This is a genomic window from Pseudomonadota bacterium, from assembly GCA_016719885.1.
Classification (GTDB): Bacteria; Pseudomonadota; Gammaproteobacteria.
Genome location: JADJYF010000008.1, coordinates 106,963 through 129,818, shown reverse-complemented (window position 1 = coordinate 129,818; position 22,856 = coordinate 106,963). Strand labels below are relative to the sequence as shown.

The 22,856-nt window shown below is 67.9% G+C and carries 23 protein-coding genes; 9 read left to right on the top strand and 14 right to left on the bottom strand.

Translation table 11 applies throughout. The annotated features are described in order from the left end of the window. Window positions 1-136 precede the first annotated feature (136 nt). Window positions 137-559, top strand: a complete 423-nt coding sequence (locus tag IPM80_09795) for a hypothetical protein (GenBank protein ID MBK8958710.1) — start codon at window positions 137-139, stop codon at window positions 557-559. Here IPM80_09795 and IPM80_09790 read toward each other — a convergent pair. Beyond that, window positions 549-1,625, bottom strand: a complete 1,077-nt coding sequence (locus tag IPM80_09790; GenBank protein ID MBK8958709.1) for an acetoin utilization protein AcuC — start codon at window positions 1,623-1,625, stop codon at window positions 549-551. The two genes, IPM80_09795 and IPM80_09790, sit on opposite strands and share 11 nt — an antisense overlap. Before the next feature lie 255 nt (window positions 1,626-1,880). Between IPM80_09790 and IPM80_09785 the strand changes: the two genes are divergently transcribed. Continuing rightward, on the top strand, window positions 1,881-2,216 hold the full coding sequence (locus IPM80_09785) for a hypothetical protein (GenBank protein ID MBK8958708.1): 336 nt from the start codon (window positions 1,881-1,883) through the stop codon (window positions 2,214-2,216). A gap of 9 nt (window positions 2,217-2,225) precedes the next feature. On the opposite strand, the gene IPM80_09780 is transcribed toward IPM80_09785, so the two are convergent. From IPM80_09780 to IPM80_09765, 4 genes are all read right to left on the bottom strand, one after another. Then, window positions 2,226-2,597: a DUF3127 domain-containing protein gene (locus tag IPM80_09780; protein ID MBK8958707.1), complete on the bottom strand. Its 372-nt coding sequence runs from the start codon at window positions 2,595-2,597 to the stop codon at window positions 2,226-2,228. 143 nt (window positions 2,598-2,740) lie between these two features. Next, complete coding sequence (locus tag IPM80_09775; GenBank protein MBK8958706.1) at window positions 2,741-2,962, bottom strand: hypothetical protein; 222 nt, start codon at window positions 2,960-2,962, stop codon at window positions 2,741-2,743. Between the two features lie 21 nt (window positions 2,963-2,983). Then, entirely contained in the window at window positions 2,984-3,262 is a 279-nt protein-coding gene (locus IPM80_09770; GenBank protein ID MBK8958705.1) for a hypothetical protein, read from the bottom strand. After that, window positions 3,259-4,680 (bottom strand): thioredoxin family protein, encoded by a 1,422-nt coding sequence (locus IPM80_09765; protein ID MBK8958704.1) that lies wholly within the window; start codon window positions 4,678-4,680, stop codon window positions 3,259-3,261. The genes IPM80_09770 and IPM80_09765 overlap by 4 nt, the downstream gene beginning before the upstream one ends. A 139-nt stretch (window positions 4,681-4,819) precedes the next feature. Here IPM80_09765 and IPM80_09760 point away from each other — a divergent pair, with 139 nt between their 5' ends. Beyond that, complete coding sequence (locus IPM80_09760) at window positions 4,820-5,869, top strand: PEP-CTERM sorting domain-containing protein (protein ID MBK8958703.1); 1,050 nt, start codon at window positions 4,820-4,822, stop codon at window positions 5,867-5,869. 23 nt (window positions 5,870-5,892) lie between these two features. Then, the gene (locus IPM80_09755) at window positions 5,893-6,918 is read left to right on the top strand and encodes a DUF1631 family protein (protein ID MBK8958702.1); all 1,026 of its coding nucleotides are present in this window, start codon (window positions 5,893-5,895) and stop codon (window positions 6,916-6,918) included. Window positions 6,919-7,371: 453 nt separating this feature from the next. On the opposite strand, the gene IPM80_09750 is transcribed toward IPM80_09755, so the two are convergent. The 6 genes from IPM80_09750 to IPM80_09725 form a co-directional block, all read right to left on the bottom strand. Further along, window positions 7,372-9,123 (bottom strand): FAD-dependent monooxygenase, encoded by a 1,752-nt coding sequence (locus tag IPM80_09750; GenBank protein MBK8958701.1) that lies wholly within the window; start codon window positions 9,121-9,123, stop codon window positions 7,372-7,374. 87 nt (window positions 9,124-9,210) lie between these two features. Beyond that, window positions 9,211-9,792 (bottom strand): VOC family protein, encoded by a 582-nt coding sequence (locus tag IPM80_09745; protein ID MBK8958700.1) that lies wholly within the window; start codon window positions 9,790-9,792, stop codon window positions 9,211-9,213. Between the two features lie 121 nt (window positions 9,793-9,913). After that, the gene (locus IPM80_09740) at window positions 9,914-10,888 is read right to left on the bottom strand and encodes an LLM class flavin-dependent oxidoreductase (protein ID MBK8958699.1); all 975 of its coding nucleotides are present in this window, start codon (window positions 10,886-10,888) and stop codon (window positions 9,914-9,916) included. A 43-nt stretch (window positions 10,889-10,931) separates the two neighbouring features. Beyond that, a complete protein-coding gene (locus tag IPM80_09735; protein ID MBK8958698.1) occupies window positions 10,932-11,792 on the bottom strand; it encodes a TauD/TfdA family dioxygenase in 861 nt (286 codons plus the stop codon). Between the two features lie 116 nt (window positions 11,793-11,908). Then, a complete protein-coding gene (locus IPM80_09730; protein MBK8958697.1) occupies window positions 11,909-13,543 on the bottom strand; it encodes a CopD family protein in 1,635 nt (544 codons plus the stop codon). Between the two features lie 9 nt (window positions 13,544-13,552). Beyond that, window positions 13,553-13,957, bottom strand: coding sequence for a copper resistance protein CopC (locus IPM80_09725; GenBank protein ID MBK8958696.1), 405 nt, complete (start codon window positions 13,955-13,957; stop codon window positions 13,553-13,555). Window positions 13,958-14,303: 346 nt separating this feature from the next. Between IPM80_09725 and IPM80_09720 the strand changes: the two genes are divergently transcribed. Continuing rightward, entirely contained in the window at window positions 14,304-15,221 is a 918-nt protein-coding gene (locus IPM80_09720) for a LysR family transcriptional regulator (protein MBK8958695.1), read from the top strand. Window positions 15,222-15,302: 81 nt separating this feature from the next. Here the strand turns inward: IPM80_09720 and IPM80_09715 are convergent, their stop codons facing one another. Continuing rightward, window positions 15,303-16,385: an acyl-CoA/acyl-ACP dehydrogenase gene (locus IPM80_09715; protein ID MBK8958694.1), complete on the bottom strand. Its 1,083-nt coding sequence runs from the start codon at window positions 16,383-16,385 to the stop codon at window positions 15,303-15,305. A 10-nt stretch (window positions 16,386-16,395) separates the two neighbouring features. Further along, entirely contained in the window at window positions 16,396-17,577 is a 1,182-nt protein-coding gene (locus IPM80_09710) for an acyl-CoA dehydrogenase family protein (GenBank protein MBK8958693.1), read from the bottom strand. 252 nt (window positions 17,578-17,829) lie between these two features. On the opposite strand from IPM80_09710, the gene IPM80_09705 reads away from it, so the two are divergent. From IPM80_09705 to IPM80_09690, 4 genes are read left to right on the top strand one after another with little or no spacing between them, the layout of a single operon-like run. Further along, on the top strand, window positions 17,830-18,870 hold the full coding sequence (locus IPM80_09705; GenBank protein MBK8958692.1) for an alcohol dehydrogenase catalytic domain-containing protein: 1,041 nt from the start codon (window positions 17,830-17,832) through the stop codon (window positions 18,868-18,870). 10 nt (window positions 18,871-18,880) lie between these two features. Then, a complete protein-coding gene (locus IPM80_09700; protein MBK8958691.1) occupies window positions 18,881-19,483 on the top strand; it encodes a trimeric intracellular cation channel family protein in 603 nt (200 codons plus the stop codon). A gap of 57 nt (window positions 19,484-19,540) precedes the next feature. Continuing rightward, window positions 19,541-20,611: a mandelate racemase gene (locus IPM80_09695; protein ID MBK8958690.1), complete on the top strand. Its 1,071-nt coding sequence runs from the start codon at window positions 19,541-19,543 to the stop codon at window positions 20,609-20,611. Window positions 20,612-20,615: 4 nt separating this feature from the next. Continuing rightward, window positions 20,616-22,205: a gamma-glutamyltransferase gene (locus IPM80_09690; protein MBK8958689.1), complete on the top strand. Its 1,590-nt coding sequence runs from the start codon at window positions 20,616-20,618 to the stop codon at window positions 22,203-22,205. A gap of 67 nt (window positions 22,206-22,272) precedes the next feature. Here IPM80_09690 and IPM80_09685 read toward each other — a convergent pair whose 3' ends face one another. After that, the gene (locus tag IPM80_09685; GenBank protein ID MBK8958688.1) at window positions 22,273-22,749 is read right to left on the bottom strand and encodes a hypothetical protein; all 477 of its coding nucleotides are present in this window, start codon (window positions 22,747-22,749) and stop codon (window positions 22,273-22,275) included. Window positions 22,750-22,856 lie beyond the last annotated feature (107 nt).

Here is a 22,856-nt window from a genome sequence, read left to right as displayed (position 1 = left end):
AATCTACACCACGGGCCGCTGCCCGCAACGGCGCCTGGGTGGATAGATAGCCGAGCGCCGGCCGCCCTGCAAGCGGCGCGCACGCGGCCCAATCAGTCCAGGACATCACAGTTCGGCGGTGCCGACGCGTCGGGCCGTGGCCACACTCGGCGTGCGCGCCTACCATGGCCCCATGCCTGGTTTGAAACTTCTTCGACCGTCAGGCGCCGCGCTGTGTGTGGCGCTGCTGGTGATGGCCTTGGCGGGCGTTGCTGGCCAGGTCGATGCCGCCACCGCGCCCATCAAGCTGGTGGCCGAAGTCGGGCCGGGCTTCACCATCACGCTCAAGAAGGCCGGCAAGCGCGTCGTCACCCTCAAGCGCGGCAGCTACGCCGTCACGGTCAGGGATCGCGCCTCGGATCACAACTTCCGCCTGGTCGGGCCCGGCGTCAATCGCGCCACCCAGGTCGCGCGCGTCGAAACGCGTAGCTGGGCCGTGACCCTCAAGCCCGGCACCTACACCTACCTCTGCGACCCGCACGCCAATCGCATGAAAGCTTCGTTCCAGGTCACGCGTTGACGAGGACCGACAGCACCGCGGTCCAGGCTGCCGCCAGGTTGGCCGGCGCATAACCACCGCCACCGAAGGCCATCAGGCGCCCATCGGCGTGGCGCGCCGCCAGAGCGCACAGGCGCGTTGCGACATGACGGTGCACCGTCGGTGTGTACTCGAGCTGCGCGAGCGGGTCACCCGCCAGGCTGTCGGCGCCGGCTTGCAGGATGAAGAACTGCGGCGCATGCGCGTCGAGATGCGCCTCGATACGCGGCCACACGGCCATCAATTCGCGATCGCCCGCGCGCGGCGGCAGTTCGATATTGAGCTTGCTGCCGAGCGCGCCGTCGCGACCACGCTCATCGGCGTGACCGCTGCCGGGAAACAGCGTGCGGCCGTCCTGGTGGACATCGGCGATGATCACGCCGGCATCCGTTTCGAAGCCGTAGTAAACGCCGTCACCGTGATGAGCATCGATGTCGATATAGGCGACGCGCTCGATGCCATGCACTTTGCGCAGGGTTTCGATGACCACCGCGACGTCGTTGTACACGCAGAAGCCGGCGGCGTGATCGCGCGCCGCGTGGTGCAGACCACCGATGGGCTGCAGGCTGCGTTTGAACTCGCCGGTCACCACCCGTCGCATGCCATCGAGGGCGGCGCCGACCACGCTCGCGGCGATCGCATGCATGCGGGGGAAGACCGGCGTATCGCCTTCATCCAGCGCGGCCAGTCCGTTTTGCTCGGCGTGCATGACGCGCTCGACATGGGCCGGGGTATGGAAGCGCGTCAGCTCGTCGCGATCGGCGCCGCGCCCCGACAAGGGCTGGCAGTGCGCGAGCAGGCCTTGCTCGAGGCTTGCGGCGAGGAAGCTCGCCTGGCGCGTGGTCGAAAAGGGATGGGGCGGCGCAAAGCCGTAGCTCGCCAGCGTGTCGCTGACGAACAGCGCCACGCGCGCCGCATCCGCCGACGCCAGACGTGGCGTCATGCCCAAGGCCAGGCCCGCCGCGGCCATGGCCCGCAGGCAGCGGCGGCGTGAGCCGTCATGGTCGGCGCCCGCGGCGCCGGTGGCCACACTGCCGCGCTTGCTCATGGAGATCTCCGGGACTTGGCGGTCACCTTACGCGTGGTCGGCGGCGCCGGGCAATGACAAGAAACGGGACGGCGCGCGGCGCGCGACCTGTCATGCTTGCGCGTGGTTTTCGAGCGTGGACACTCGCCTATGCCCCCCCCGTTCCGCCGGGCGTGCTCGCCCCTCCTTGCAACGCTTACGCTGCTCATCGGCATCGGCGCCGCGTCGCCGGCCCGATGCGCTTCTGAGGCGCGCAGCTACCGCATCGCCGCGACCATGGTCATGCCGCACCTCGACGAAATGCGGCGGCAGGTCACCAACCACACACGCTGCGTGAAAGACGAGGCGCCCGATGGCCTGTTCCCGGTGCTCGATCAGCACGCGCTGCGCGGCTGTCGTCTCGATTATCCGAAACTGACCGCGAACGGCGACGGCGAGCGTCGTGAGTACGTGCTGGTGTGTGCCAGTGCGCGGGTCGCCAGCGGTACCGCCAGCATCGACGACAGCGGCGCTGCGCTGGTGGGCGTGCTGACGGTCAAGATGGGCGGCAAGAACATGACGTTCAGCCAGCGCGTGGAAGCGCGACGCGGCGCGCCATGCACGCCGCCCTAGTGAGGTCACTCAGAATGGAATGTCGTCGTCGAACACCGGCTCGTGGGTCGGCACCGGCGGCTCGTCATCGCGCGCGCGTCCACGGCCGCCGCCCGCGCCTTCGGCCTCGACCGACCACACGTCGAGACTGTTGAAGTATTTCACTTCGCCCTGGCGACTGGTCCATTCACGGCCGCGCAGGCTGAAGTCGACGCGCACCTGGTCGCCGGGCTTGAAGGCATCGATCGCCGTGACGCGATCGCCGGTCAACTGGAACAGCACGTATTGCGAATATTGCGACTTGTCGCTGAGCTCGAGCACGAACTCGCGCTTGGAGAATCGCTCGGTGACCTGCTTGGTCTCGAAGATGGCGTGCAGACGCCCACTGACTTGTATACCCATGGCCGGCAGCATAGCGGCAAGCGCCGCGACCGCACAATCTTCGCTCGTGAATTAGTTTTGCGAGCCTCGTAGGTGCGAATTCATTCGCACACTCGGCTTCGATACGAAGACGAATGTGCGATTGAAATCGCACCTACAGCAGATCAGCGCGCCGCGCAGATCAGCGCTTTCACTTCGGCCAGCGCCTGGTCCGCCAGCGCGCGCATCTCATCGTCGCTCCTGTCCTGGATGGGATGGGCGACGAACAGGCTGTCGGCATGGAAGCCCCACGCCGTGCCCTGCGCCTGGGCGGCGCCGCGAAACGCTTCCGAGGCGATGAAGCCGCCGGCCACGCCACGACTGTCGAGTTCGCGTATGTCCTGCAAACTGCACGACGTACACGAGCCTCAGTCGGCCAGGCCTTCGACCACCACATCGCAGTTCGATGCGATGTCCTGCAGCAGTTCGAGCGGCGCCGGGCGCGTGAAGGTCGGCTTCTTGTAGCGCTTGACGGTGAGGCCCTCGGCGCCGAGCAGACGATCGAGATGATCGAGGAACACGTCGCCGCGCGATTTTGAAATATCGAGCAGGCCAATGGTGAGACCGGCGAGGCTCGCCGGCTTGGCGAGCGGCGCGCGCGCGAGCGGCGCGAATTCGCCGGTCGGGTCGTAGAGGATGTCTGTCATGCACGGATCTCCCGGGTCACAGGGTCGGTACCGAGCTCGCCTTTCACCAGCCAGCCCGGAATGATGGCGGAAAACATGCCGGCCTGACCGCCGGCGCGCACCAGGGTCAGGCCACCGGCGCGGAATTTCGCGGCGAGGCCGTCGCCTGCCTGGCCGGCGGCGCCCGGCGCGGTGCCCATGCCGAGATCGACGCCCTTGATGCGCGTCGCTTCATGCAGGGCGGCGGTGGCGTCGGCCTTGCTCCAGCCGGCCTGGTCGAACACGCGGCCGTGTTCGGGACCTATCACCACCACCGCGTCGGCGCCATTGATCATGTCGACGTGGTTCAAGCCACGCAGACTGCCGGCCAGCGAATAGACCAGCGCTTCGGGCGTGCGCGATTTCTGATCGGCGCAGCCCAGCGGGCCATCGGCGCTGAACAGCGTAACCGACGACTGCGCGCGCGACAGGCCGCGGTCCTCGGCGAGCGTGGTCCACGGCGTGTCTTCGTCTTCGGCGAAGCAGAAACCGAATTTGCCCGGATGGCCGAAGGTCGACATGTCGGTCTCCTGCGGTTTGCCGCCGCCGATGTTGCGCACCGCGAGCTGCAGCGCGCGGCCGATGGTGGCATTGGCGCGATTGCCCTGGCCGAGCACGTTGCCGGCCCAGTTCATGCCGAGCGCTTTGCGCAGCGGGCCGTTGACGATGATCATCGGGCCGGAGAACCAGGTGGTGGCCAGCAGCCCGTGCAGGCAGAAGGCCGGATCCAGCGCTGCCTCCACCGCCGCCAGCACGGTCGGCAGGTATTCGGGTTTGCAGCCCGCCAGCACCGCGTTGATGGCGACCTTCTCGACCGTGCATTCGGTCAACAGCGGCGGCATGCGGCCCAGCACTTCGTCGGGCGCACGGCGCGTGGCCTGCAACATGCGGTAGATGCGTTCGGCGCTAGGCGGCACCACCGGCAGGCCGTCACTCCAGCCGCGTTCGTAGCAGTATTCGATGCTGTCGGTGAGGGCCGGTACTTCCACCTCGCGTGAGCGTACGGCGAAGTCGCCGTACTTGAGGGCCAGGCGTTCGGCGATGCCGGGCTGCACGGCCAGCGAACCACAGCCGGGGCGATACCCCGGCAGGGATTCGCCCAGCGACGGCAGGCCGGTCAGCGCCCGCCACTCGTCGCGCTCCCAGCCCACCACCCGCGCCGCTTCACGGCCGCCCTCGACCTTGATGAGGGTCGGCACGGTTTCAATGCGCAGGCGATAGGAGGCTTCGAGATCCCGGTCGTCGACCACCCGGCGGGTCGAGGGGAAGTCCGGTTCATCCTGCACGTAGACCGTCAAGGCCGCGCCGCTGGCCTCGATTGCTTTCAGCACCGGGTCGACCAGCACGCAGGTCGGGCAATCCTGTTTGACGACGGCAATCAGGCCTTCGGGAAGCTGCATGGGGCTCCCTCTGCTCGCGAACTGGGCGGACGCTGAGCATAGTGCAAATGATTGCGTCATCGAAGCGGCCAAGGTTTCGCGCCGCGCGACAATGCGCTAGCGTGCCGCCATGGCGCATTCACTCAGGACAGGGGCGACGATGCGATGGCTGGCGCTGTGGCCGTTGCTCGGCGCATTGGGCTCGGCCGAGGCCGCCGCCATCAACGTGCTGTGGTACACCTACGCCGATCCGCTGTCGGAATATCGCGGCGCCGACAGCGGCATTCAAAGCATCGCCAACCTGGCGCCCGGCTACCCGCAGGGCAGTGGCCTGGCCTGGAATCTCACCTTCTTCGACAACCACAGCCCGACGCCCGATTTCAGCGCCTACGACGTGCTGGTGACCGAGAGCGGCGAGGCCTTTCGCACCAATGCGCCGGGCGGCGCGCTGGCGACGCCCAACTACGACGCCATACTCGACAATCGCGCAGCCATCAGCGCGGCGCGCGGCGATCGCACCTTCATTTCCGGCACCGACGCCGATTTCCATGCCATCCGCGGTGACTCCGGCAACTGCGCGGCGTTTTCCGGCTGTGGCCTGTGGGACGGCGCGCGCGGCTACCTGGTCAACATGGTGAATTGGGCGGCGAGCGGCAACGGGCTCGGCATCGTCGCCTTGCTCGACGGCGAATTCCCGGCCGTGGCCGATCGCTGGTGGGCGCAACCGAACTCGTTCCTGCACGACGAACTGGCCGGCCATGTGCAGTACTTTCGCGACAACGCGCCCGTCCTGTCGAGCGCCGCCGAGGGTTATCCGCTCAACGCCGGCCTGACTGCCACCGGCCTCGGCGACTGGCGCAATTCCTTCCACGCCGGCTTCGTCGACGTCGTGGGTTATACCGGCACGGTGTTCTCGAGCGCGCGGCCCGGCGTGGCGATGAGTATCGCCACCACCGCCTTCGTCGGTGCGGCCTTGACGCCGACACCGCCACCCACCGGCGTGGTGGTGGATGAGCCGCTCGACGGCGGCACGCTCGGGCCCATCACGCGGCCGGGTATCAACGGTCCGCCCATCAGCCTCGACCTGTCCGGCACACCCGTGCCGGGTTCGGCGCCGAGCGCGGTACCCCTGCCGGCGGCCGTGCTCGAACTGGGCGCCGCGCTGTGGGTGCTAGTGCGGCGCCGACGGGTGCATAATCGCAGCGCCTGACGACAACGCCACAGCCGGTGCCCATGGCCGCACACTCCGACAACCCGTCCGCCACGCCGCCCGCGCGTAGCCGCCTTGCGATCCGCGCGCTGGTCGCGGGGCTCGGCCCGCAGGTGATGCCGATGCTCATTCGCGACATCGCGCGCGACGGCATGACGCTCGAATTCGAAGATCACGCAAGCGCCGTCGATGAACGCTGGGCGACGCCCGGCGCCGGCGTGCTGGTGTTCTTCGTGTCGGTCATCAAGGGCCAGCGCCAGCGCAGCTCGGTGTTCGGCCGCATACGTCAGCGCGAAGCCCACGGCCTGGTGGTGAGACTGCTGGGCCTCGAGGAAGACACCGTAGAAGCGCTGAACTACCTCTTGTCACTGTCCGGCGCGCGGCGCGCCAAGGCCGGCCCGCCACTGGCGCCGGCGATCTCGAACGATACGCTGTTGGCCGAATGCGGCGCGGTGCTGCGCAAGCATGCGCCGCTGCTCGCCGCCCACTATCTCGATGGCGTGGTGATCACGCTGCAAGACATGAAAGCGCAGACGGCGGTCGCCAACGAACACAAGCGCTACAGTTCCATGCTGATGGAACTCAACGCGGCGCGCGCGCGGCTCGACGCCACCATGCAGACCCGCACCGCGCTCGCCATCGACAACCTGTTCCGACACGAGCACGGCGCGCTCGACAATGCCGAGGGCAGCCTGTCGCTGGTCGAGTCCATCGACCTGCGTTCTTCGCTGGCGGTGATGGAGGCCATCCACGAGATTTCCACGCGTCTGCGCAGCGCGTGGCTGGCCTGCGAGCGCGCCCTGCAGTACGTCGTGCCGCCACGCACCGATCTCACGGCGGTCGCACCCGGCACGCTGTGTCATCAGATCCGCGACACGATTTATTTCGACGAACAACTGACGCGTCTGCGCCAGGTGGATTTGACCAAGGGTTTCAGCGAGCCCTTCATCGCGGCGCTCGAGGCGCTGTATGCCGACATGGCCGCGGTGTTCGCGCGCCACAACGTGGGCCCGGGCGGTGACGGCTCGGCGTGGAATTCGCGTGACTGAATATGTTCCTGCGCCGGTCCTTCAGGGGCGAAATCATGAACGCCCGGGAGTGTCAGACTGAAGTCTGACCCACAGGGGCCAAGGCATTTGGAGTGTCAGAGTGAAGTACGACCCACAGGGGCCAAGGCATTTGGAGTGTCAGAGTGAAGTACGAGCCACAGGGGCCAAGGCATTTGGAGTGTCAGGCTGAAGTCTGACCCACAGGGGCCAAGGCATTTGGAGTGTCAGACTGAAGTACGACCCACAGAGGCCAAGGCATTTGGAGTGTCAGGCTGAAGTCTGACCCACAGGGGCCAAGGCATTTGGAGTGTCAGACTGAAGTCTGACCCACAGGGGCCAAGGCATTTGGAGTGTCAGACTGAAGTCTGACCCACAGGGCCGAGGGCACTTATTGTGGGTCAGACTTCAGTCTGACAGCCGCGCCTGCGAACCACGCGGTCGTCGAAACACCCGTCAGCGTCCGAGCAACTCGCGCAGTGCCGCCTCCAGCGTGCGCTCGGCATCCGCCACCCCAGATAGGCTCCGCCACGCGACGTGATTGTCCGGCCGCGCCAAGATTGCGCCCTGGTCCGAGATCTCGCGTAACGCCGCCCAGCGGCCATCGACATCGTCGTAGGCCTGGCCCGCGCCGATGGTGGCCTGCACCAGTTTGACATCGAGGCGCGCGCACACCGTGGTGGCGGCGTCCCGCCAGGCGGCGCCGTCGCTGCCGGTGATGAGCACGAAGGCGCCGTCGCGACCGGCGAGATCGTGGCTCGACAGGCGTTCGCCGGCATGCCGCAGCCAGGCATGGGGCAGGCGATGACCGGGATGGGTCGTGGCGTGGTATTCACCACCCATGGGATCGGGCAGCGGCGGCGGCGTGCCGTCATCGAGCAGCGCGCCTTGCGTGTAGCAGAAGCCCAGCTCGAGATCGTGCGCCTGGAATTCCGTGCGCTGCGTTTCGAACACCTCGGCGGCGCGCGCGCGACGCGTGGCGCCCATCGGCGTGTCGGAGAAGAACAGTTCGAAGTTGGCGGCGCGCAAGGCATCGCTGTGCAGCGGCGAGAAACCCATGCCGGCGTCGAGCACCGCGTGGTTCAGCGCCGTGAACATCGCCCAGTCGACGTTGCGCCGGCCGATCGGTTGGCGCTCGCTCGCATAGCTGTCCAGCAGGCTCGCCGACGCGCGACCCTGCACCACCGCCGCCAGCTTCCACGCCAGGTTGTGCGCATCCTGCACCGCGGTGTTGAGGCCGAGGCCGGTGGTCGGTGGATGACGGTGGGCGGCGTCGCCGGCCAGGAACACGCGGCCGACCTGGTAGCGATCGGCGAGCACGCCCTCCAGCGTCCAGTGGCTGACCTTGTGCACCGTCATCGGCGTGTCCGGCAGTTTCAGCAGCGCGCGCAGGCGCGGCAGCACGCTCACCTCGTCGATCTGCTCGGGGTCGTCCGGATTGAAATTGAAGTGGATGGTCCATTCTTCCGAGTGCCTGCCCCAGGTCGGGCCCATCGGCACCATCGCGCCGCTGCCGAAGGTGCCGCCGTGATCGGGATTGATGAACCAGGTGATGAGGCAGGCATCGTCCCACCACGGCGACAGGTCGGCGCTGACGTGTGAGCTGACGATGCGCGCGATGTTCTTGAGGCCCGACATTTCCACGCCCAGCGCCGGTCCGACGGTCTTGCCGCCATCGGCGCCCACCATGTACTGCGCGCGCACGCTGTAAGTACAGTCGCCCGCCACGTCCCTGACCAGCGCCGTGACGCCGTCGCCGTCCTGCGTGAAAGACAGCAGTTCATGGCCGAAGCGCAGCTTGCCCGGCGCGCGACTTTCGGCGTGTCGGCGCAACAGCGGCTCGAGGCGGATCTGCGGGTAGTTGCAGGACGGGCAGGGGCTGTCGCGTGCATACAGCGGTGCGACCTTGCCGCCGCCGAAAGCGTCGATCTCGTAAAACGTCTTGCCGTCCAGCGGACCATCGCCGCCGAGCGAGGTGCGCCAGCGCACCTTGCTCATCTGCGCCATGGGCGTACCGACCGCGTAGATGCTGTCCGCCACGCCGTGCTGGCGAAACACTTCCATGGTGCGCTGGTTGAGGTAATGGGCCTTGGGCAGGATCGAGGTGCCGGCGTGGCGTTCGATGAGCAGGTGCTCGACGCCGAGGTCGGAAAGAATCAGCGAAGTGGTCAGGCCGCAACCGCCGCCGCCGACGATCAATACCGGGATATCGAAATCAAAAGTACTCGAAGCGACGGACACGCGCGGTCTCCCTGTTCGATTGGAATGGGCGCGCCGTGCGGCGCGCGCGGTCGCTCAGTCGGCGCTGGCGAACAAGGCCAGCGCATGGGGCATGGGCGCGCCGGCCAGCGCCCAGGCGCGGGTCTGCAGTTCGCGCGCCGGCACGCCGTTCTTGAAATCATCGAGCATGCGCTGCGGGTCGTAGACCGGCCCGACCGGGTCGGCGGCGAATTCCGGGCCACGCATGTAGGCGGTGGCGCTCGCCGCGTCGGCAAAATTGTCGACCTGCATTTCCACGAACTGGCCGTCGGGGTCGCGGTAGTAGAGCGAGGTGGTGACGCCATGCTGGATCGGCACCTTCGGTTCGATGCCGCGCGCTTTCAGCGACTCGAAGCGCGCGAGCAAGGCGCCGAGATCGGCAAACGTGTAAGCGGTGTGCATGAGACCGACGCTATGCGGCGCGCGCTCGGCGAACGGCGCGTCGGGCGGCGGGTTCAACAAGGCCAGGCGATGATGTTCCTCGTCGTAGGTGATGAAACAGATCATCGGGTCTTCGTAGACGACGTGCGCGTCGAGCACCGCGCAATACCAGTCGCGCATCGCATCGCGACGGTTGGTCATGAGAACGGCATGAGCGAATTTCGGCGTGTTGGCCATGGACTTTCCCCGCGGTGATGATGCCCGGCCGCATCGTCACCGTGAGGCGACGCTCCCGCGGCGGGGTGCCCGGCGAGCATATAGGCGGCCCGCGCGACAGGCAACGCGCCGCTGTCGCGCCCTAGGCGAGCGCCACGATCGCCTTGCGCGTCGCCACCAGGCGGTCTTCGTTGACCGGGCTGACGGCGATTACCGGCAGATCGGCGCCGGCGGCGCGGAACGCGTCGAGCTGCGCGCGGCATTGTGCGGCGCTGCCGAACACGCACACCTCGCGCACCAGTTCATCGGGAATGTGCTTGACCGCCGCGGCGCGGCTCGCGTCGCGGCCGAGCGCGCGTATGGCGTCCATGGCGGCGCCGAAGCCCGCGCGCCGCCATTGCCGGCGGTAATTGGGCAGCAGCGCGAAGAACGCGAGGTTGTAGCGCGCCGCGGACAGCGCGGCGTCGGCGTCATCGCTGATGAAAGTCGGAATGCTGAGCACGCAGGTGCATTCATCGAGCGCGCGCGCGTGGCGCGCGGCGCTGTCACGCGCGGCCGCGACCAGGCGCGGCAGGTAGCTCATGGGCGACAGGAACGGCATCAGGCCGTCGCCGACTTCGCCCGCCACCGCCGCGCTCTCGACGGTATTGGCGGCCACGTACACGCGCACCGGTGCGCTGGAGGCCGGCTGTTGCAGAAAGCCCGAGCCGGCGCGGCCGGCGAGCCCGTCCTGCACATAGGCCACGTAGTCGCGCAGATGGCTGCGCGCGTCGCCCATGTCGATGCCTAGCGAACCGAGCAGGCCGCGGTGACTCATGCCGAAACCGACGCGCAGGCGCCCGCCGTGCAGTTCGGCGATGGTGCGACAGGTGGACGCGGCCAGGAACGGATGGCGGAAATAGATGTTGGCGATATTGGTGCCGACCGTCAGCTCGCGGGTGGCGCTGGCAATCGCCTGCGCGCAGGCCAGTGCATCGCCGCGCCCTTCGTTGACGAACACCGAGTCGAAACCGTGCTGCTCGGCGAGGCGCCCGATGTCGACGAATTCCTGCGGCGGACCGGCGGTGACGGTGGAGAGCACGACGCCGAGGCGAGCGCGGCGGGCAGGGACGGACATGGCTGGTTATCCTCGGCGTTTCGTGGAGGGACGGGCGGGCGCGTCAGGCGATGTCGAGCGTCGTCACCCGGCGCAGCTCGCGTCGGTGTTTCTGATCCTCGAACGGTCGGGCGCGGTGCATGGTCGTGCGGTTGTCCCAGATCACGAGGTCGTGCGGCTGCCAGCGATGACGGTAGACGAACTGCGTCTGGGTGGCATGTTCCATCAATTCGCGCAGCATGAGTTTGCCTTCCGGCAGCGACCACTCGACGATGCGCGAGGCATGGGACGCCAGGTACAGCGCACGACGGCCGGTGACCGCACTGTGGCGTATCAGGGGATGGACGGCGCCCTTGAGCTTTTCGAGTTCGCCGGGCGAGAAATCGAAGCCCAGGGTCTGGCGCGAATAGGCGATGGAGTGGTGCACGGTGAGGCCTTCGAGCTCGGCCTTGAGTGCCGGCGACAAGGCGTCGTAGGCGGCGCGCATGTCGGCGAACTCGGTGTCGGCGCCGGCCGGCGGCAGCACGCGCGTCGACAGCAGCGAATAGCGCCCCGGCGGATTCTCGAACGAGGCGTCGGTATGCCACAGGCGATTGGCCAGACCGTAATGGCGGCGACGATCGTCGGCCGCCAGCACCGCGCCGTGCTCGTCGACGTTGGAGATGTCGGTCAGGGCCTCGTTGCCGAAGCGGTTGGCGCCCAGCGCCGCCGAGCCGGTCTTGGCATGCAGCGCGCCGTCGAAGCGCTGCGCGAAGTCCAGCTGTTCACTGTCGGTGAAGGGCTGTTCGCGAAACACCAGCACGCCGTAGCGGTCCATGCCGGCGCGGATCGCATCGAGCGTGGCGCGGTCCTCGACGCGGCGCAGGTCCACACCGCGCACTTCGCCGACGAACAAGGGATGCAAAGGCGTGAATTCGAGTGCCATGGACTAGACCTGTCATCACCAGTGAGCGCCCAAGCATAGGGCAGCGGCGCGGCGCGCGCACCTGACCGTAAGGTGAGGTTGGCGGGGCTCGGAATTCAAGCGCGCAGCGCGCGCGCTCAACTCTCGCGATAGAACATCAACACCAGTCCCAGGCACACGAAACACAGCGGCCAGCTCCAGGCCGCGACCCGCGCCAGCGTGCCCTGCGCGCGGATCTCCAGCCAGCGCGCGCAGCCGGCCGCGATCGCGAACAGGCCGATGCCGAGGTGGCTCAATTCCATCAGCAACGCCTCCTGCTGGTTGTTGAGATCGTGGCTGTGGGACAGCAGCAGGATGCCGCCGACGATATTGCTCAAGGGAAACACGTACTGGTAACGCGTATCGGGCAGCGTGCCGCGCCGTACGCGCCATTCGAAATACGCGAACACGAACACCACCAGCACGGCGAGGCGATGCTGCAGCACTTCCGGTGCGCGCATGGCGGCGAAGAAGTTGATGTCGCCTATCGGCCACGACTCGGGATCGGATCGGAGCAGCACGAACACGCCGAGCGCCGCGAACAGCAGCGGCCAGTGGCGCGCCGGCCGCCAGCCGGCCTGGGCCAGCAGCGCGATGAGGCCGATGGCGGTGACGAACACGCCGGACCAGTTGTGATTGTATTCGGACCACAGCACGTCGGCGGCATCCACCGGCGGTGACAGGCCGGCGCCCGGCACGTACACCGGCAGGGCGCGCTGGTTGGCGCTGGCGGCGAGGGCATCGAGCCGCGCCTGCGCCTGGGGAATGGCGAGCTCGCTGGCGTCGGGACTCTCGAGACGCGGTGCGCGCAGCGTGAACACACGCTCCTTGACCGTCGACCATGGCGCGAGGTCGCGTCCGAGGTCGACGGCCGGCGGCAGCGATGTGAGCGCGCCGGCCACGAACATCACCGACACCGCGATCATCATCTCCACTTCGACGAAGCGCCGTACGCGTTCGACCAGCGCCGCGTCGCCGGCGAGCTTGCGCACGGCAAGGAAATTGCCGGCGCCGAAGCCGAGCAACACCAGCAGCATGAAGGCCTTGGTGGCGCTCATCGCGCCGTACTGGCTGCCATAGACCGCCGCCACGCTGCCGATGTAGATCCAGGCTTTGCAGGCGGCCGAAATCGCCAGCAGCACGACGCTCATCACGCACACATGGGAATAACGCAACGCGAGGCGCGCACGTTCCTGCGCCGTGGCGCGGTTCAGCACCACCAGGAAATAGGGCAGTCCGCCCAGCCACGCGTAGGCGCCGACCTGGTGCAGGGTCGAGGCTGCCACCATCAGCGTGGCGTGATCGAGGCGACTGACCGCGTGGGTGGTCGACACCATGCCGACCAGCACCGCGAGCGCCGCCAGCGGCGCGCGCCACCGCGCGTCGATGTCGCCCAGGGCAATCGTCAGCGCGCCCGCGACGATGGCCAGCGCGGCGATGTTCGAGGGCGCGCTCAGGGCCACGCCGGCGCTCATGCCGACCGAGCCCATCATCACCATGCTGTCGATGCCGGCGGTGGTGGCCGCGGTCAGCGCCAGCAGCCACGCGCTGCCGCGCAGGACCTTCGTCAGTCGTGCCAGCACATCGCGCGCCGGCCCGGTGGCGCGGTCGATGACCGGCAGCACCACGCCATGGCGAAACAGCACGCCGCCCACCACCAGCGCCGCGCCGGTCAGCGCGAGACAGCGCAGCAGCACGCTCAGGAACGAGAAGACATCCAGCAGCAAGGACACGTCTTTACCCTAGGGCTGCGCCTTCACCGAGAACGGCACATTGCCGCGCGTGACATGGCCATCGGGGCTCAGCACGTACCACTCGATGCGGTACTCGCCGCCCGTCAGCGCGCCGGCGGCGGCGCGCAGGTGTTCGGCGCCACCATCGTCCAGCACCACGAGATCGCGGGCCGTACCGGCGGCATCGATCAGGCGCAGGCGCGCGCGCTTGCGATCGAGACGGCTGTTGAATTTCAGATCGACGGCGACCTCGCCGGCCGCCACCTGGCCATGGGCGGGCGGCTGACTGTCTACCACCAGGGCGTGTGCGGCTGCCGGTTGCCAGGGGGCGAACAGCACCAGCACCCCGAGCAGCAGCCACAAAGCCAAACCGTCGGCGCGGCGCTCGCCGCCACCGAGGACACATCGCTTCATGCTGAATTCCCCACTGCGCGAGGCGTGCACTCCGCGATCATTCGCAGCCAGGCGCCACCTCGCAGCTCGGTAATTTACCAGTTCGCCTGGCGCTTGCCCCAGTCTGGATCAAATGTCGGCACGATGCGCACATGGAGTGTGTGGAAATGACGACCGACTTCGGCACAGCAGAGGGGGCGCCGGAGCGGATGGGGATTATCCGCTCCGGCGCCAGAGTCGCGCACCGTTACAGGGAGGGGCGGCACACGACAGGGGCCACAAGAAACATCTGGCTTCACGTGGGACGAGTGTGGGCGAGCCCAGGCAATTATTGAAATGGATTTAAAGAACAACCAACATTCACTTCATGAATCTACGCCGTCTCGATCTCAACCTGCTGGTGATCTTCGATGCGCTGATGGCGGAGCGCAACGTGACGCGCGCCGCGCAGCGCATCGCGCTGTCGCAACCGGCGTTCAGCAACGCGTTGTCGCGCCTGCGCCATCACCTCAAGGATGAGTTGTTCATTCGCGCGCCCGACGGCATGTTGCCGACGCCGCGCGCGCTGGAACTGGCGCCGCAAATCCACGCGGTGCTGACCGCGCTGGAGTCGGCGCTCGATCCCCAGCATTTCGATCCGGCGAGCGCCGAGCGCACTTTCACCATCGATACCAACGATTACATGGTCAGCACCGCCATGCCGGTGTTGATGGCGCGCCTCGCCGAACTCGCGCCCGGCATCGACGTGCGCGTGGTGCCGCCGGCCGGCAAGGCCTTCGAGCGCCTCGACACGCGCGAGGCCGATTTCGCGCTCGGCACCTATGGCGAGATCCCGGAGCGCTTCGGGGTCTCGATCATCGATGACAACAATTTCTCTTGCGTGATGCGCGCCGGTCACGCGCTGGCGCGCGGCCGCTTCGATCTGAAACGCTATGCCCAGGCCCACCACCTGCTGGTGACGCCGCGCGGCGATCCGAGCGGCTTCGTCGACGAGGCGCTGGCGCGCCACGGCCTGACGCGCCGCATCGCGCTGACGGTCAATCATTTCACCGTGGTGCCGGCGATCATCGCGGCCAGCGATCTCATCACCACCATCCCGCGCCGCATCGCCGAACTCTACGCGCCGCTGTACGGGCTGAAGCTGCGCCCGTCGCCGGTGGCGACACCGCCCAATTACGCCCACATCCAGCTGTTGTGGCACAAACGCTTGGGTCAGCACGCCGCCTACAGCTGGTTCCGCGAACTGTTGTTCGGCATCGTCGCGCGCGAGCGGGGCGGTGCCTGAAGTTGCGCGCGCAGCTCTGGAGCTGGTCGCGAAATGACCGCGATCGCTGAATTTCGAGACCGCTTGCAGGCCTCGCTCGGGTCAGCACAAACCCTGCAGTTGCGCCGCTTCCTCGCGCGCGCGCTCCGCGCTGCCGAGCAGCTGACGGTTCAGGCCGATGCGCTTGAACCAGTAGTGCAGGCCCAGCAGATCGGTAAAGCCCATGCCGCCGTGCACTTCGGTGGCGGTGCGCGCGATGAAGCTGCCGACTTCGGCTAGGTGGGCCTTGGCGTGGCAGGCGTAGAGTTCGGCTTCCGCCGGCAGGGCGCTCAAGGCATGGGCGGCATACCAGGTGAGAGCGCGGCACGGTTCGAGCGCGGCGGCCATCTCCGCGCACAGATGCTTGACCGCCTGGAACGAGCCGATCACGCGCCCGAATTGTTCGCGCGTGCCGGCGTAGGCGACTGCCATGTCGAGCATGGCCTGCGCCGCGCCCAGCGTGTCGGCGGCATGCAATACGCGGCCATGGGCAATGAGCGTCCTGGCATGACGCGCATCGTCGCTGCCGGGCAGCAGCTCGGCAGCCACGCCGTCGAAACGAAGTTCGCCGAGGCGGCGTGTGCGGTCGATGCTGATCAAGGCTTGACGCGACAGGCCCGCCGCATCGGCGTGCACCATGAACAACCGTGCCTCGCGACTCGCGACCAGGTAGACATCGGCCTCGAAGTCGAGCACGAACAGCGCGCGGCCGAACAGGCGGCCGCCTTCCAGTCGCACACCGGCGTCTTCACGCGCGCCGCATAGCTCGGCCAGCGCCGCGCCCGCCACCAGTGCGCCGCTCGCCAGTCGCGGCAACCATTCGGCGCGTTGCGCGGGGCTGCCGGCGCATTGCACGGCCAGCGGCGCCAGCACGGCGGTTGCCACGAAGGGCAGCGGCGCGACGTGCCGGCCCAGGCATTCCGCCACCAGCGCCGCTTCCAGCATGCCAAGGCCGCTGCCGCCGTGCGCCTCGTCGATGACGAGACCGGGCAGGCCGATGTCGGTGACGGCCTGCCACACGTCCTCGGCGCGCGCTTCCAGTTGTTCGGCGAAGCGACGCGTGCGGGTGAGCGGCGCGTGATCGGCGAGCAGTCGCGACACGCTGTCGGCCAGCAGGGTCTGTTGTTCGGACAGTCCGAAATCCATGGTGCTTGCCTCAGGCCAGTTTCGGTTCGCGCGGCATGCCGAGCCCGCGTTCGGCGATGATGTTCTTCTGGATCTGCGCGGTGCCGCCGCCGATGATGAGGCCCAGGAAATACATGTAATGCTGCTGCCACATGCCGTCGTCGCGCAGCAGCGGGCTGCCGCGGTACAGCGCGCCGATCTCACCCAGGGCGTCGATGGCGAGCGCTTCGAGTTCGTGACGGAGCTCGGTGCCGACCAGTTTCACCACCAGGCCGGCGAGACGCGCCGGTGTGTCGTTGACGCCGGCGGACAACAAGCGCAGATCGTTGGCGCGCAGCGCCAGCATGCGGCCCTGGATCTTCATCAGGCGTTCGCGCAGCAGCGGATTGTCGATGAGGCGCGTACCGTCGACGGTTTCGCGCTTCATGAGCTCCACCAGCGCGTTGAAGCGCATCAGCGTGTTGTTCGGATCGCCGAGCATGCCGCGCTCGAAGCCGAGCAGGGTATTGGCGACTTTCCAACCATCGCCGCGTTGCCCGATCATCGAATCACGCGGCACCCGCACATCGGTGAAGAACACCTCGTTGAAGCTCGCGTCGCCGACCATGGTGGTGAGCGGCCGCACTTCGATGCCGGGCGTCGACATCGGGAACAGCAGGAAACTGATGCCCTGGTGCTTGGGTGCATCGGGTTCGGTGCGCACCAGACAGAACATCCAGTCGGCGAGATGCGCGGTGCTGGTCCAGATCTTCTGGCCGTTGACGCGCCAGTGATCGCCTTCCAGCACGGCATGGGTGCGCAGGCTGGCGAGATCGCTGCCGGCGTTCGGTTCCGAATAGCCCTGGCACCAGATCATCTCGCCGTACAGGGTCGGGCGGATGAACTGTCGACGCTGCGCCTCGCTGCCGAAATGCAGCAGGGTCGGGATCAACATCTTGATGCCCTGGCCGGCGAGTCCGGGCGAGACCTGCGCGCGGGCGAATTCCTCGGCGATGATGCGCGCCTCGAGGATGTCGGGCGGCGCGCCATGGCCGCCGTACTCACGCGGGATGGTGCGCCCCGCGTAGCCGTGTTCGATGAGCTCTTGTTGCCAGGCCAGGGTGCGCGGCGCGCGCAGGTCGACGCGCTCGGGCGCCTCGTGGCCATGTTGCTCGATGAAGGCGCGCAACTGCGCGCGGAACGCCTCGTAGGCCGGGCCGAATGACAAGTCCACCAACGACTCTCCCAAGGAATGTGCCGACGAGTGTAACCGCCGACCTTGCGCGACGCTAAAGCGCCGCCGGCGCACCGCCAGCCGTGGTGGTCTAAGGTCTTGCCAGGTGCCGGCACCGTGCGCGCCATGGCCGTCCAACCGCGCCGCTTGTCAGTGTGACAGGCGCTTGATACAAACCCTTTGCCAGGGCGCGATTGCGCGTGTATCCGTCGACCGCGCATCGACGTGCATCTCAGCGGGGAGGATCTCGACATGCGTGCAGCGGTATTCCATCGCGCCGAAGCGGCGCTCACCATCGAACAGGTGCCCGAACCGCGCATCGGCGCGCGCGACCTCATGATTGCCGTCAAGTGCTGCGGCATCTGTGGCTCCGACCTGCACATGGCCGACGTGCATGGTCCGGAAGGCGGCATGCGGCCGCTGCCGGCCGGCACGGTGATGGGCCACGAATTCTGCGGCGAAGTGGTGGAAGTGGGGCGCGACGCAGCACCGAAATGGAAGGTTGGCGATCGCGTCACGGCCCTGCCTTTCATCGGCTGCGGTCAATGCCAGCCGTGCCTGTCGGGCATGGGGCATCGCTGCGCGACGGTGCGCTACACGGGCTTGGGCGATCTGCCCGGCGCTTATGCCGAATACCTGCGCGTCGGCGCCAGCGAAGCCTTGCTGCTGCCGCCCGGCGTCGATTGGCGGCTGGGCGCCATGGTCGAGCCGCTGGCCGTCGGCCTGCACGCGGTGCACGTGGCGCGCATCGCGCCCGGCGAACGGGTCCTGATCATGGGCGCGGGACCCATCGGCCTCGCGGCGACGATGTGGGCGCGCTACTACGGCGCGCAGGCGGTGGTGGTGTCGGACAAGGTGCCGGCGCGCCTCGAACTCGCCATGAAGATGGGCGCGACCGCGACCGTCAACGCCGCCGTCGAAGACGTGGTCGGCACTTGCAAGCGCGCGGCCGGCGGGCGCGCCGACGTCATCCTCGAATGCATAGGCGTGCCCGGCACCCAGCAGCTGGCGATGGACTATGCGCCGTCCAACGGCCGCATCGTCATCGTCGGTGTATGCATGGCGCCGGACACCGTGCTGCCGCCCAAGGCCATCAGCAAGGAGCTGCAGATCAATTACGTGTTCATGTACCGCAAGCGCGATTTCGAAATCGCCATCGAACTGATCGACCAGGGCCGCATCGATCCCTCGCCGCTGCTGTCGGCGGTGGTTGGTTTCGAGGCCTTCCCCGCCGCCTTCACCTCGCTCAAGACCGACAAGAGCGCGTGCAAGGTGCTGCTCGAGCCGGGTTGAGCGTCGCGCCGTGCCGCAGGATGTGCTGGGTCTCGCCGGCGTCGCGGTGTGCGCCGTCACCGGCGTGCTGGAAGCCGGACGCAAGCACATCGACCTGTTCGGCGTGGTGGTGATCGCGCTGGTCGCGGCCCTCGGTGGCGGCACGCTGCGCGACCTGCTGTTGGCGCGGCCGGTGTTCTGGGTGGTCAATCACGATTACCTGGTGGCGGCCCTGCTGGCCGGCGTCGCGACCTTCGTGGTGGCGCGCCTGGTGCGCCTGCCGCAGCGCCTGTTCCTGATCCCCGACGCGCTGGGCCTCGCGCTGTTCACGATACTCGGCACGCGCATCGCGCTGGACCTCGACGCCCATTGGCTGGTGGCGAGCCTGATGGGCGTCATCACCGGCGTGTTCGGCGGCATCGTGCGCGACGTGCTGTGTAACGAAGTGCCGCTGGTGTTCAGCGGCGAACTGTACGCGACGGCCGCCTGGAGCGGCGCGCTGCTGCTGGTCTTGACCAGCGCCTGGCACATGCAAGGCACGCTTGCCGTGGCCGCGCCGACGCTGGCGGTGTTCATGATCCGCATGGCGGGCATTCACTGGCGTATCAAGCTGCCGAAATTTTCCATGCGCTGAACCGCGCGCCATCAAGCAATGGGCGAATGACTCGCGCCCCACGGATCTGGAATCGCTATGACCATCATCACTTCCCTCACCACCACGCCGGTGCTGTCACCCTTGGCGCGTCCCTTGAAAACCGCGTCGGGGCATATCGAACGTTTTCCGCTGGTATTGATCGATCTGCATACCGATGCCGGCATCACCGGTCATGCCTACGCCGAGATCTACCTGCCGGAACTGTTGCCGGCCCTGGAGAGCGCGATCCTGGGCCTCGGCCAGATGGTGGCCGGCTTGGAACTGCAGCCGCGCGACCTGTATACCTTCATGCTGCGGCGACTGCGCCTGTGGGGCGCGAAGAACCTGGTGGGGGTGGCGCTGGGTGCGCTCGACATGGCGTGGTGGGACGCCTACGCACGCAGCCGCGGCGAACCCTTGTACAAGACCCTGGGCTGCGCGCCGCGACCGGTGCCGGTCTACATGAGCGCCGGCATGTACGACGCCGCGGCAGTGGTGGAAGTCGCCCAGGCGGCGGTCGACGAGGGCCATCGCGCGCTCAAGATCAAACTCGGCTTCGACAATTTCGCCGAGGATCTCGCCGCCGTGCGCGCTGCCCGTCGCGTACTCGGCGATCGCGCGCTGATGGTCGACTACAACCAGTCGCTGACCCCGCAGGAAGCACGCCTGCGCTGCCGCGCGCTGGATGACGAAGGCCTGGCCTGGATCGAAGAACCGGTGGCCGCCGACGACTACGCAACCCACGCCGAACTCGCCGCGAGTCTCGATACGCCCATTCAGATCGGCGAGAACTTCAACAGCGCCGATGAAATGCGCGCCGCCATCACCGCGCGCGCCATGGACTACGTGATGCCCGACCCGCAGTTCATCCGCGGCGTGAGCGGCTGGCTGGAAGCGGCGGCGCTGGCGCGCAGCGCGCAGATGGAATGCTCCTCGCATCTTTTTCCGGAGGCCAGCAGCCATCTCTTGTGCGCGACGCCCACCGCCCACTATCTCGAATGGCTGGACGTGGCCAACGGCCTGCAGAGCGAGCCGTGGACCTTGGTCGATGGCACGCTGACGCCGCCGGCGCGGCCCGGCATCGGTATCGAGTGGGATGTCGCGGCCATCGCGCGCCATCGCCTGTGACGCCGTGAACGCCACCGCGCGCGCACGCCGCGGCATGCTGAGCGCGCCCCATCACCTGGCGGCCAGCGCCGGCCTGCGGGTGTTGCACGACGGCGGCAACGCCATCGAGGCGATGGTGGCCGCGGCCGCCGCCATCGCCGTCGTCTATCCGCACATGAACGGTCTCGGCGGCGACAATTTCTGGCTCATCCATGCGCCGGGGCAGGCGCCGATCGCGCTCGCGTCGTGCGGCGCGGCGGCGGCGCTCGCGACGCGCGATCGCTATCGCGAGGCGGGCTTCGATGCGATTCCGGCACGCGGTCCGCACGCCGCGCTGACGGTGGCGGGCGCGGTCGAGGGCTGGCGCGCGGCGCTCGCCGTCAGCGCGCAATGGGGCGGGCGCCTGCCGCTCGCGCGCCTGCTCGAAGATGCCATCGTGCACGCGCGCGACGGCGTGGCGGTCACCGCTTCGCAATTCGACAACACCCAGGCCAAGCGCGAAGAACTGCTGGCCGTGCCGGGTTTCGCGCACGCCTATCTCGACGCCGGAGCGGCGCCGGCCGTCGGCGCCTCGTTCAAGCAGGCGCGGCTCGCCACCAGCCTCGAACATCTCGCCCGTCACGGCCTGGACGATTTCTATCGCGGCGAACTCGCGCGCAGCCTCGCCGCCGATCTCGAGCAGCTCGGCAGCCCGCTGCGCTACGCGGACCTCGCCGCCCATCGCGCGCGGTGCGTGGCGCCGCTGTCGGTGACGGTCGACGGACATCGTCTCTACAACCATCCGCCGCCGACCCAGGGCCTCGCGTCCCTGCTGCTGCTGGCCATCTATGCGCGCATGCCGGCGGCGCGCAGCGAGGGCTTCGATTACGTGCATCGCCTGGTCGAAGCCACCAAGCAGGCGTTCCTGGTACGTGATGCAGAGGTCACCGATCCGGCCTATGCGCAAGGCGACATCGCACGCTTTCTCGACGACGCGTTCATAGCCGCATGCGCGGCGCGCATCGACCCGGCGCGCGCCCTGCCGTGGCCACGGCCGGCGTCCCACGGCGACACAGTGTGGTTGGGCGCGGCCGACGGCGCCGGGCGCATGGTCAGTTTCATCCAGAGCATCTACTGGGAATTCGGCAGCGGCGTGGTGCTGCCGCATAGCGGCCTGTGCTGGCAGAACCGCGGCATGAGTTTCGCGCTGGACGGCGCGGCGCTGAACGCGCTCGAACCCGGGCGCCTGCCCTTCCACACCATTCAACCGGCGCTCGCGCATTTGCAGGACGGGCGCGTGATGGCCTACGGCACCATGGGCGGTGAAGGTCAGCCCCAGACCCAGGCCGCGGTGTTCACGCGCCACGTGATGCACGGCATGGATCTGCAGGCGGCCATCGACGCCCCGCGGTGGCTGCTGGGCCGCACCTGGGGCGCTGACAGCACCACACTGAAACTGGAAGGTCGCTTCGACGCGGAGCTCGGCGCGGCGCTGGCCGCGGCCGGTCACGCGGTCGAAATGCTGCCCGACTACAGCGCGCAGATGGGGCACGCCGGCGCCATCGTGCATGGCCCCGACGGCATGCTGGCGGGCGCCAGCGATCCGCGCAGCGATGGCGCGGTGGCGGCTTACTGAGGGTGAAACAAGGACGCCGGCGCCAGGCCGGCGTTGCGAGGCGGGTGAGGGTGGTCGGTTGCTCGCGCTAGCGCACGATAAGCGGTGCGAACTCGAACTTGCGCGTCAACTGCAGGCGTAGCCTGGCGGTGTTGGGCTGCGTATTGCCGGCATCGCGTACGCTGACCTCGAGCTCGAGATTGGTGCGCGTCGGCAGGTGATCGGGAGCGTTCAACCACAACAGCGTCTTGGAGCGCTCGCCCGGCGCGAAACTGACATTGACGATGCGCTTGAGCAACGCGTGCTCGCGCCGCGCCACGTTCAACTCGACGGCCAGCGACAGCGGTGCGCTCAAGGCCACGTCCTGCTGACCGTCGGCCGGTTCCAGGATCAACTCGGCGTAATACTCGCCGACCTTGGGCAGGCGCAGCGGCGCGCTGAGGGTATCGGTGAGGACCTGGTTGAATACCAGTCGGCCCAGCGCCGGCTCGGCGTAGCGAAACAGGTCGGCGCCGGCCGCGCCCCACGACAGCAGGCACATCAGCGCAAGCGACATCAGGCGCATGATCGATCTCCGGGACGCTGAGAGGCGGGGCATGAATACCGCTCGCGCCCGTCAAAAATAACCATTGTTTACACTGTGCGGCGCCACGCGCGGAATCTCCGCGAGGC

Coding starts and splice junctions, on each gene's coding strand:
- IPM80_09695 (MBK8958690.1), top strand. CDS start 19,541: ATGACCATCATCACTTCCCTCACCACCACGCCGGTGCTGTCACCCTTG.
- IPM80_09705 (MBK8958692.1), top strand. CDS start 17,830: ATGCGTGCAGCGGTATTCCATCGCGCCGAAGCGGCGCTCACCATCGAA.
- IPM80_09765 (MBK8958704.1), bottom strand. CDS start 4,680: ATGCAGCTTCCCGAAGGCCTGATTGCCGTCGTCAAACAGGATTGCCCG.
- IPM80_09735 (MBK8958698.1), bottom strand. CDS start 11,792: ATGGCACTCGAATTCACGCCTTTGCATCCCTTGTTCGTCGGCGAAGTG.
- IPM80_09740 (MBK8958699.1), bottom strand. CDS start 10,888: ATGTCCGTCCCTGCCCGCCGCGCTCGCCTCGGCGTCGTGCTCTCCACC.
- IPM80_09785 (MBK8958708.1), top strand. CDS start 1,881: ATGGTCATGCCGCACCTCGACGAAATGCGGCGGCAGGTCACCAACCAC.
- IPM80_09755 (MBK8958702.1), top strand. CDS start 5,893: ATGGCCGCACACTCCGACAACCCGTCCGCCACGCCGCCCGCGCGTAGC.
- IPM80_09715 (MBK8958694.1), bottom strand. CDS start 16,385: ATGGATTTCGGACTGTCCGAACAACAGACCCTGCTGGCCGACAGCGTG.
- IPM80_09720 (MBK8958695.1), top strand. CDS start 14,304: ATGAATCTACGCCGTCTCGATCTCAACCTGCTGGTGATCTTCGATGCG.
- IPM80_09780 (MBK8958707.1), bottom strand. CDS start 2,597: ATGGGTATACAAGTCAGTGGGCGTCTGCACGCCATCTTCGAGACCAAG.
- IPM80_09685 (MBK8958688.1), bottom strand. CDS start 22,749: ATGCGCCTGATGTCGCTTGCGCTGATGTGCCTGCTGTCGTGGGGCGCG.
- IPM80_09790 (MBK8958709.1), bottom strand. CDS start 1,625: ATGAGCAAGCGCGGCAGTGTGGCCACCGGCGCCGCGGGCGCCGACCAT.
- IPM80_09770 (MBK8958705.1), bottom strand. CDS start 3,262: ATGACAGACATCCTCTACGACCCGACCGGCGAATTCGCGCCGCTCGCG.
- IPM80_09725 (MBK8958696.1), bottom strand. CDS start 13,957: ATGAAGCGATGTGTCCTCGGTGGCGGCGAGCGCCGCGCCGACGGTTTG.
- IPM80_09760 (MBK8958703.1), top strand. CDS start 4,820: ATGCGATGGCTGGCGCTGTGGCCGTTGCTCGGCGCATTGGGCTCGGCC.
- IPM80_09745 (MBK8958700.1), bottom strand. CDS start 9,792: ATGGCCAACACGCCGAAATTCGCTCATGCCGTTCTCATGACCAACCGT.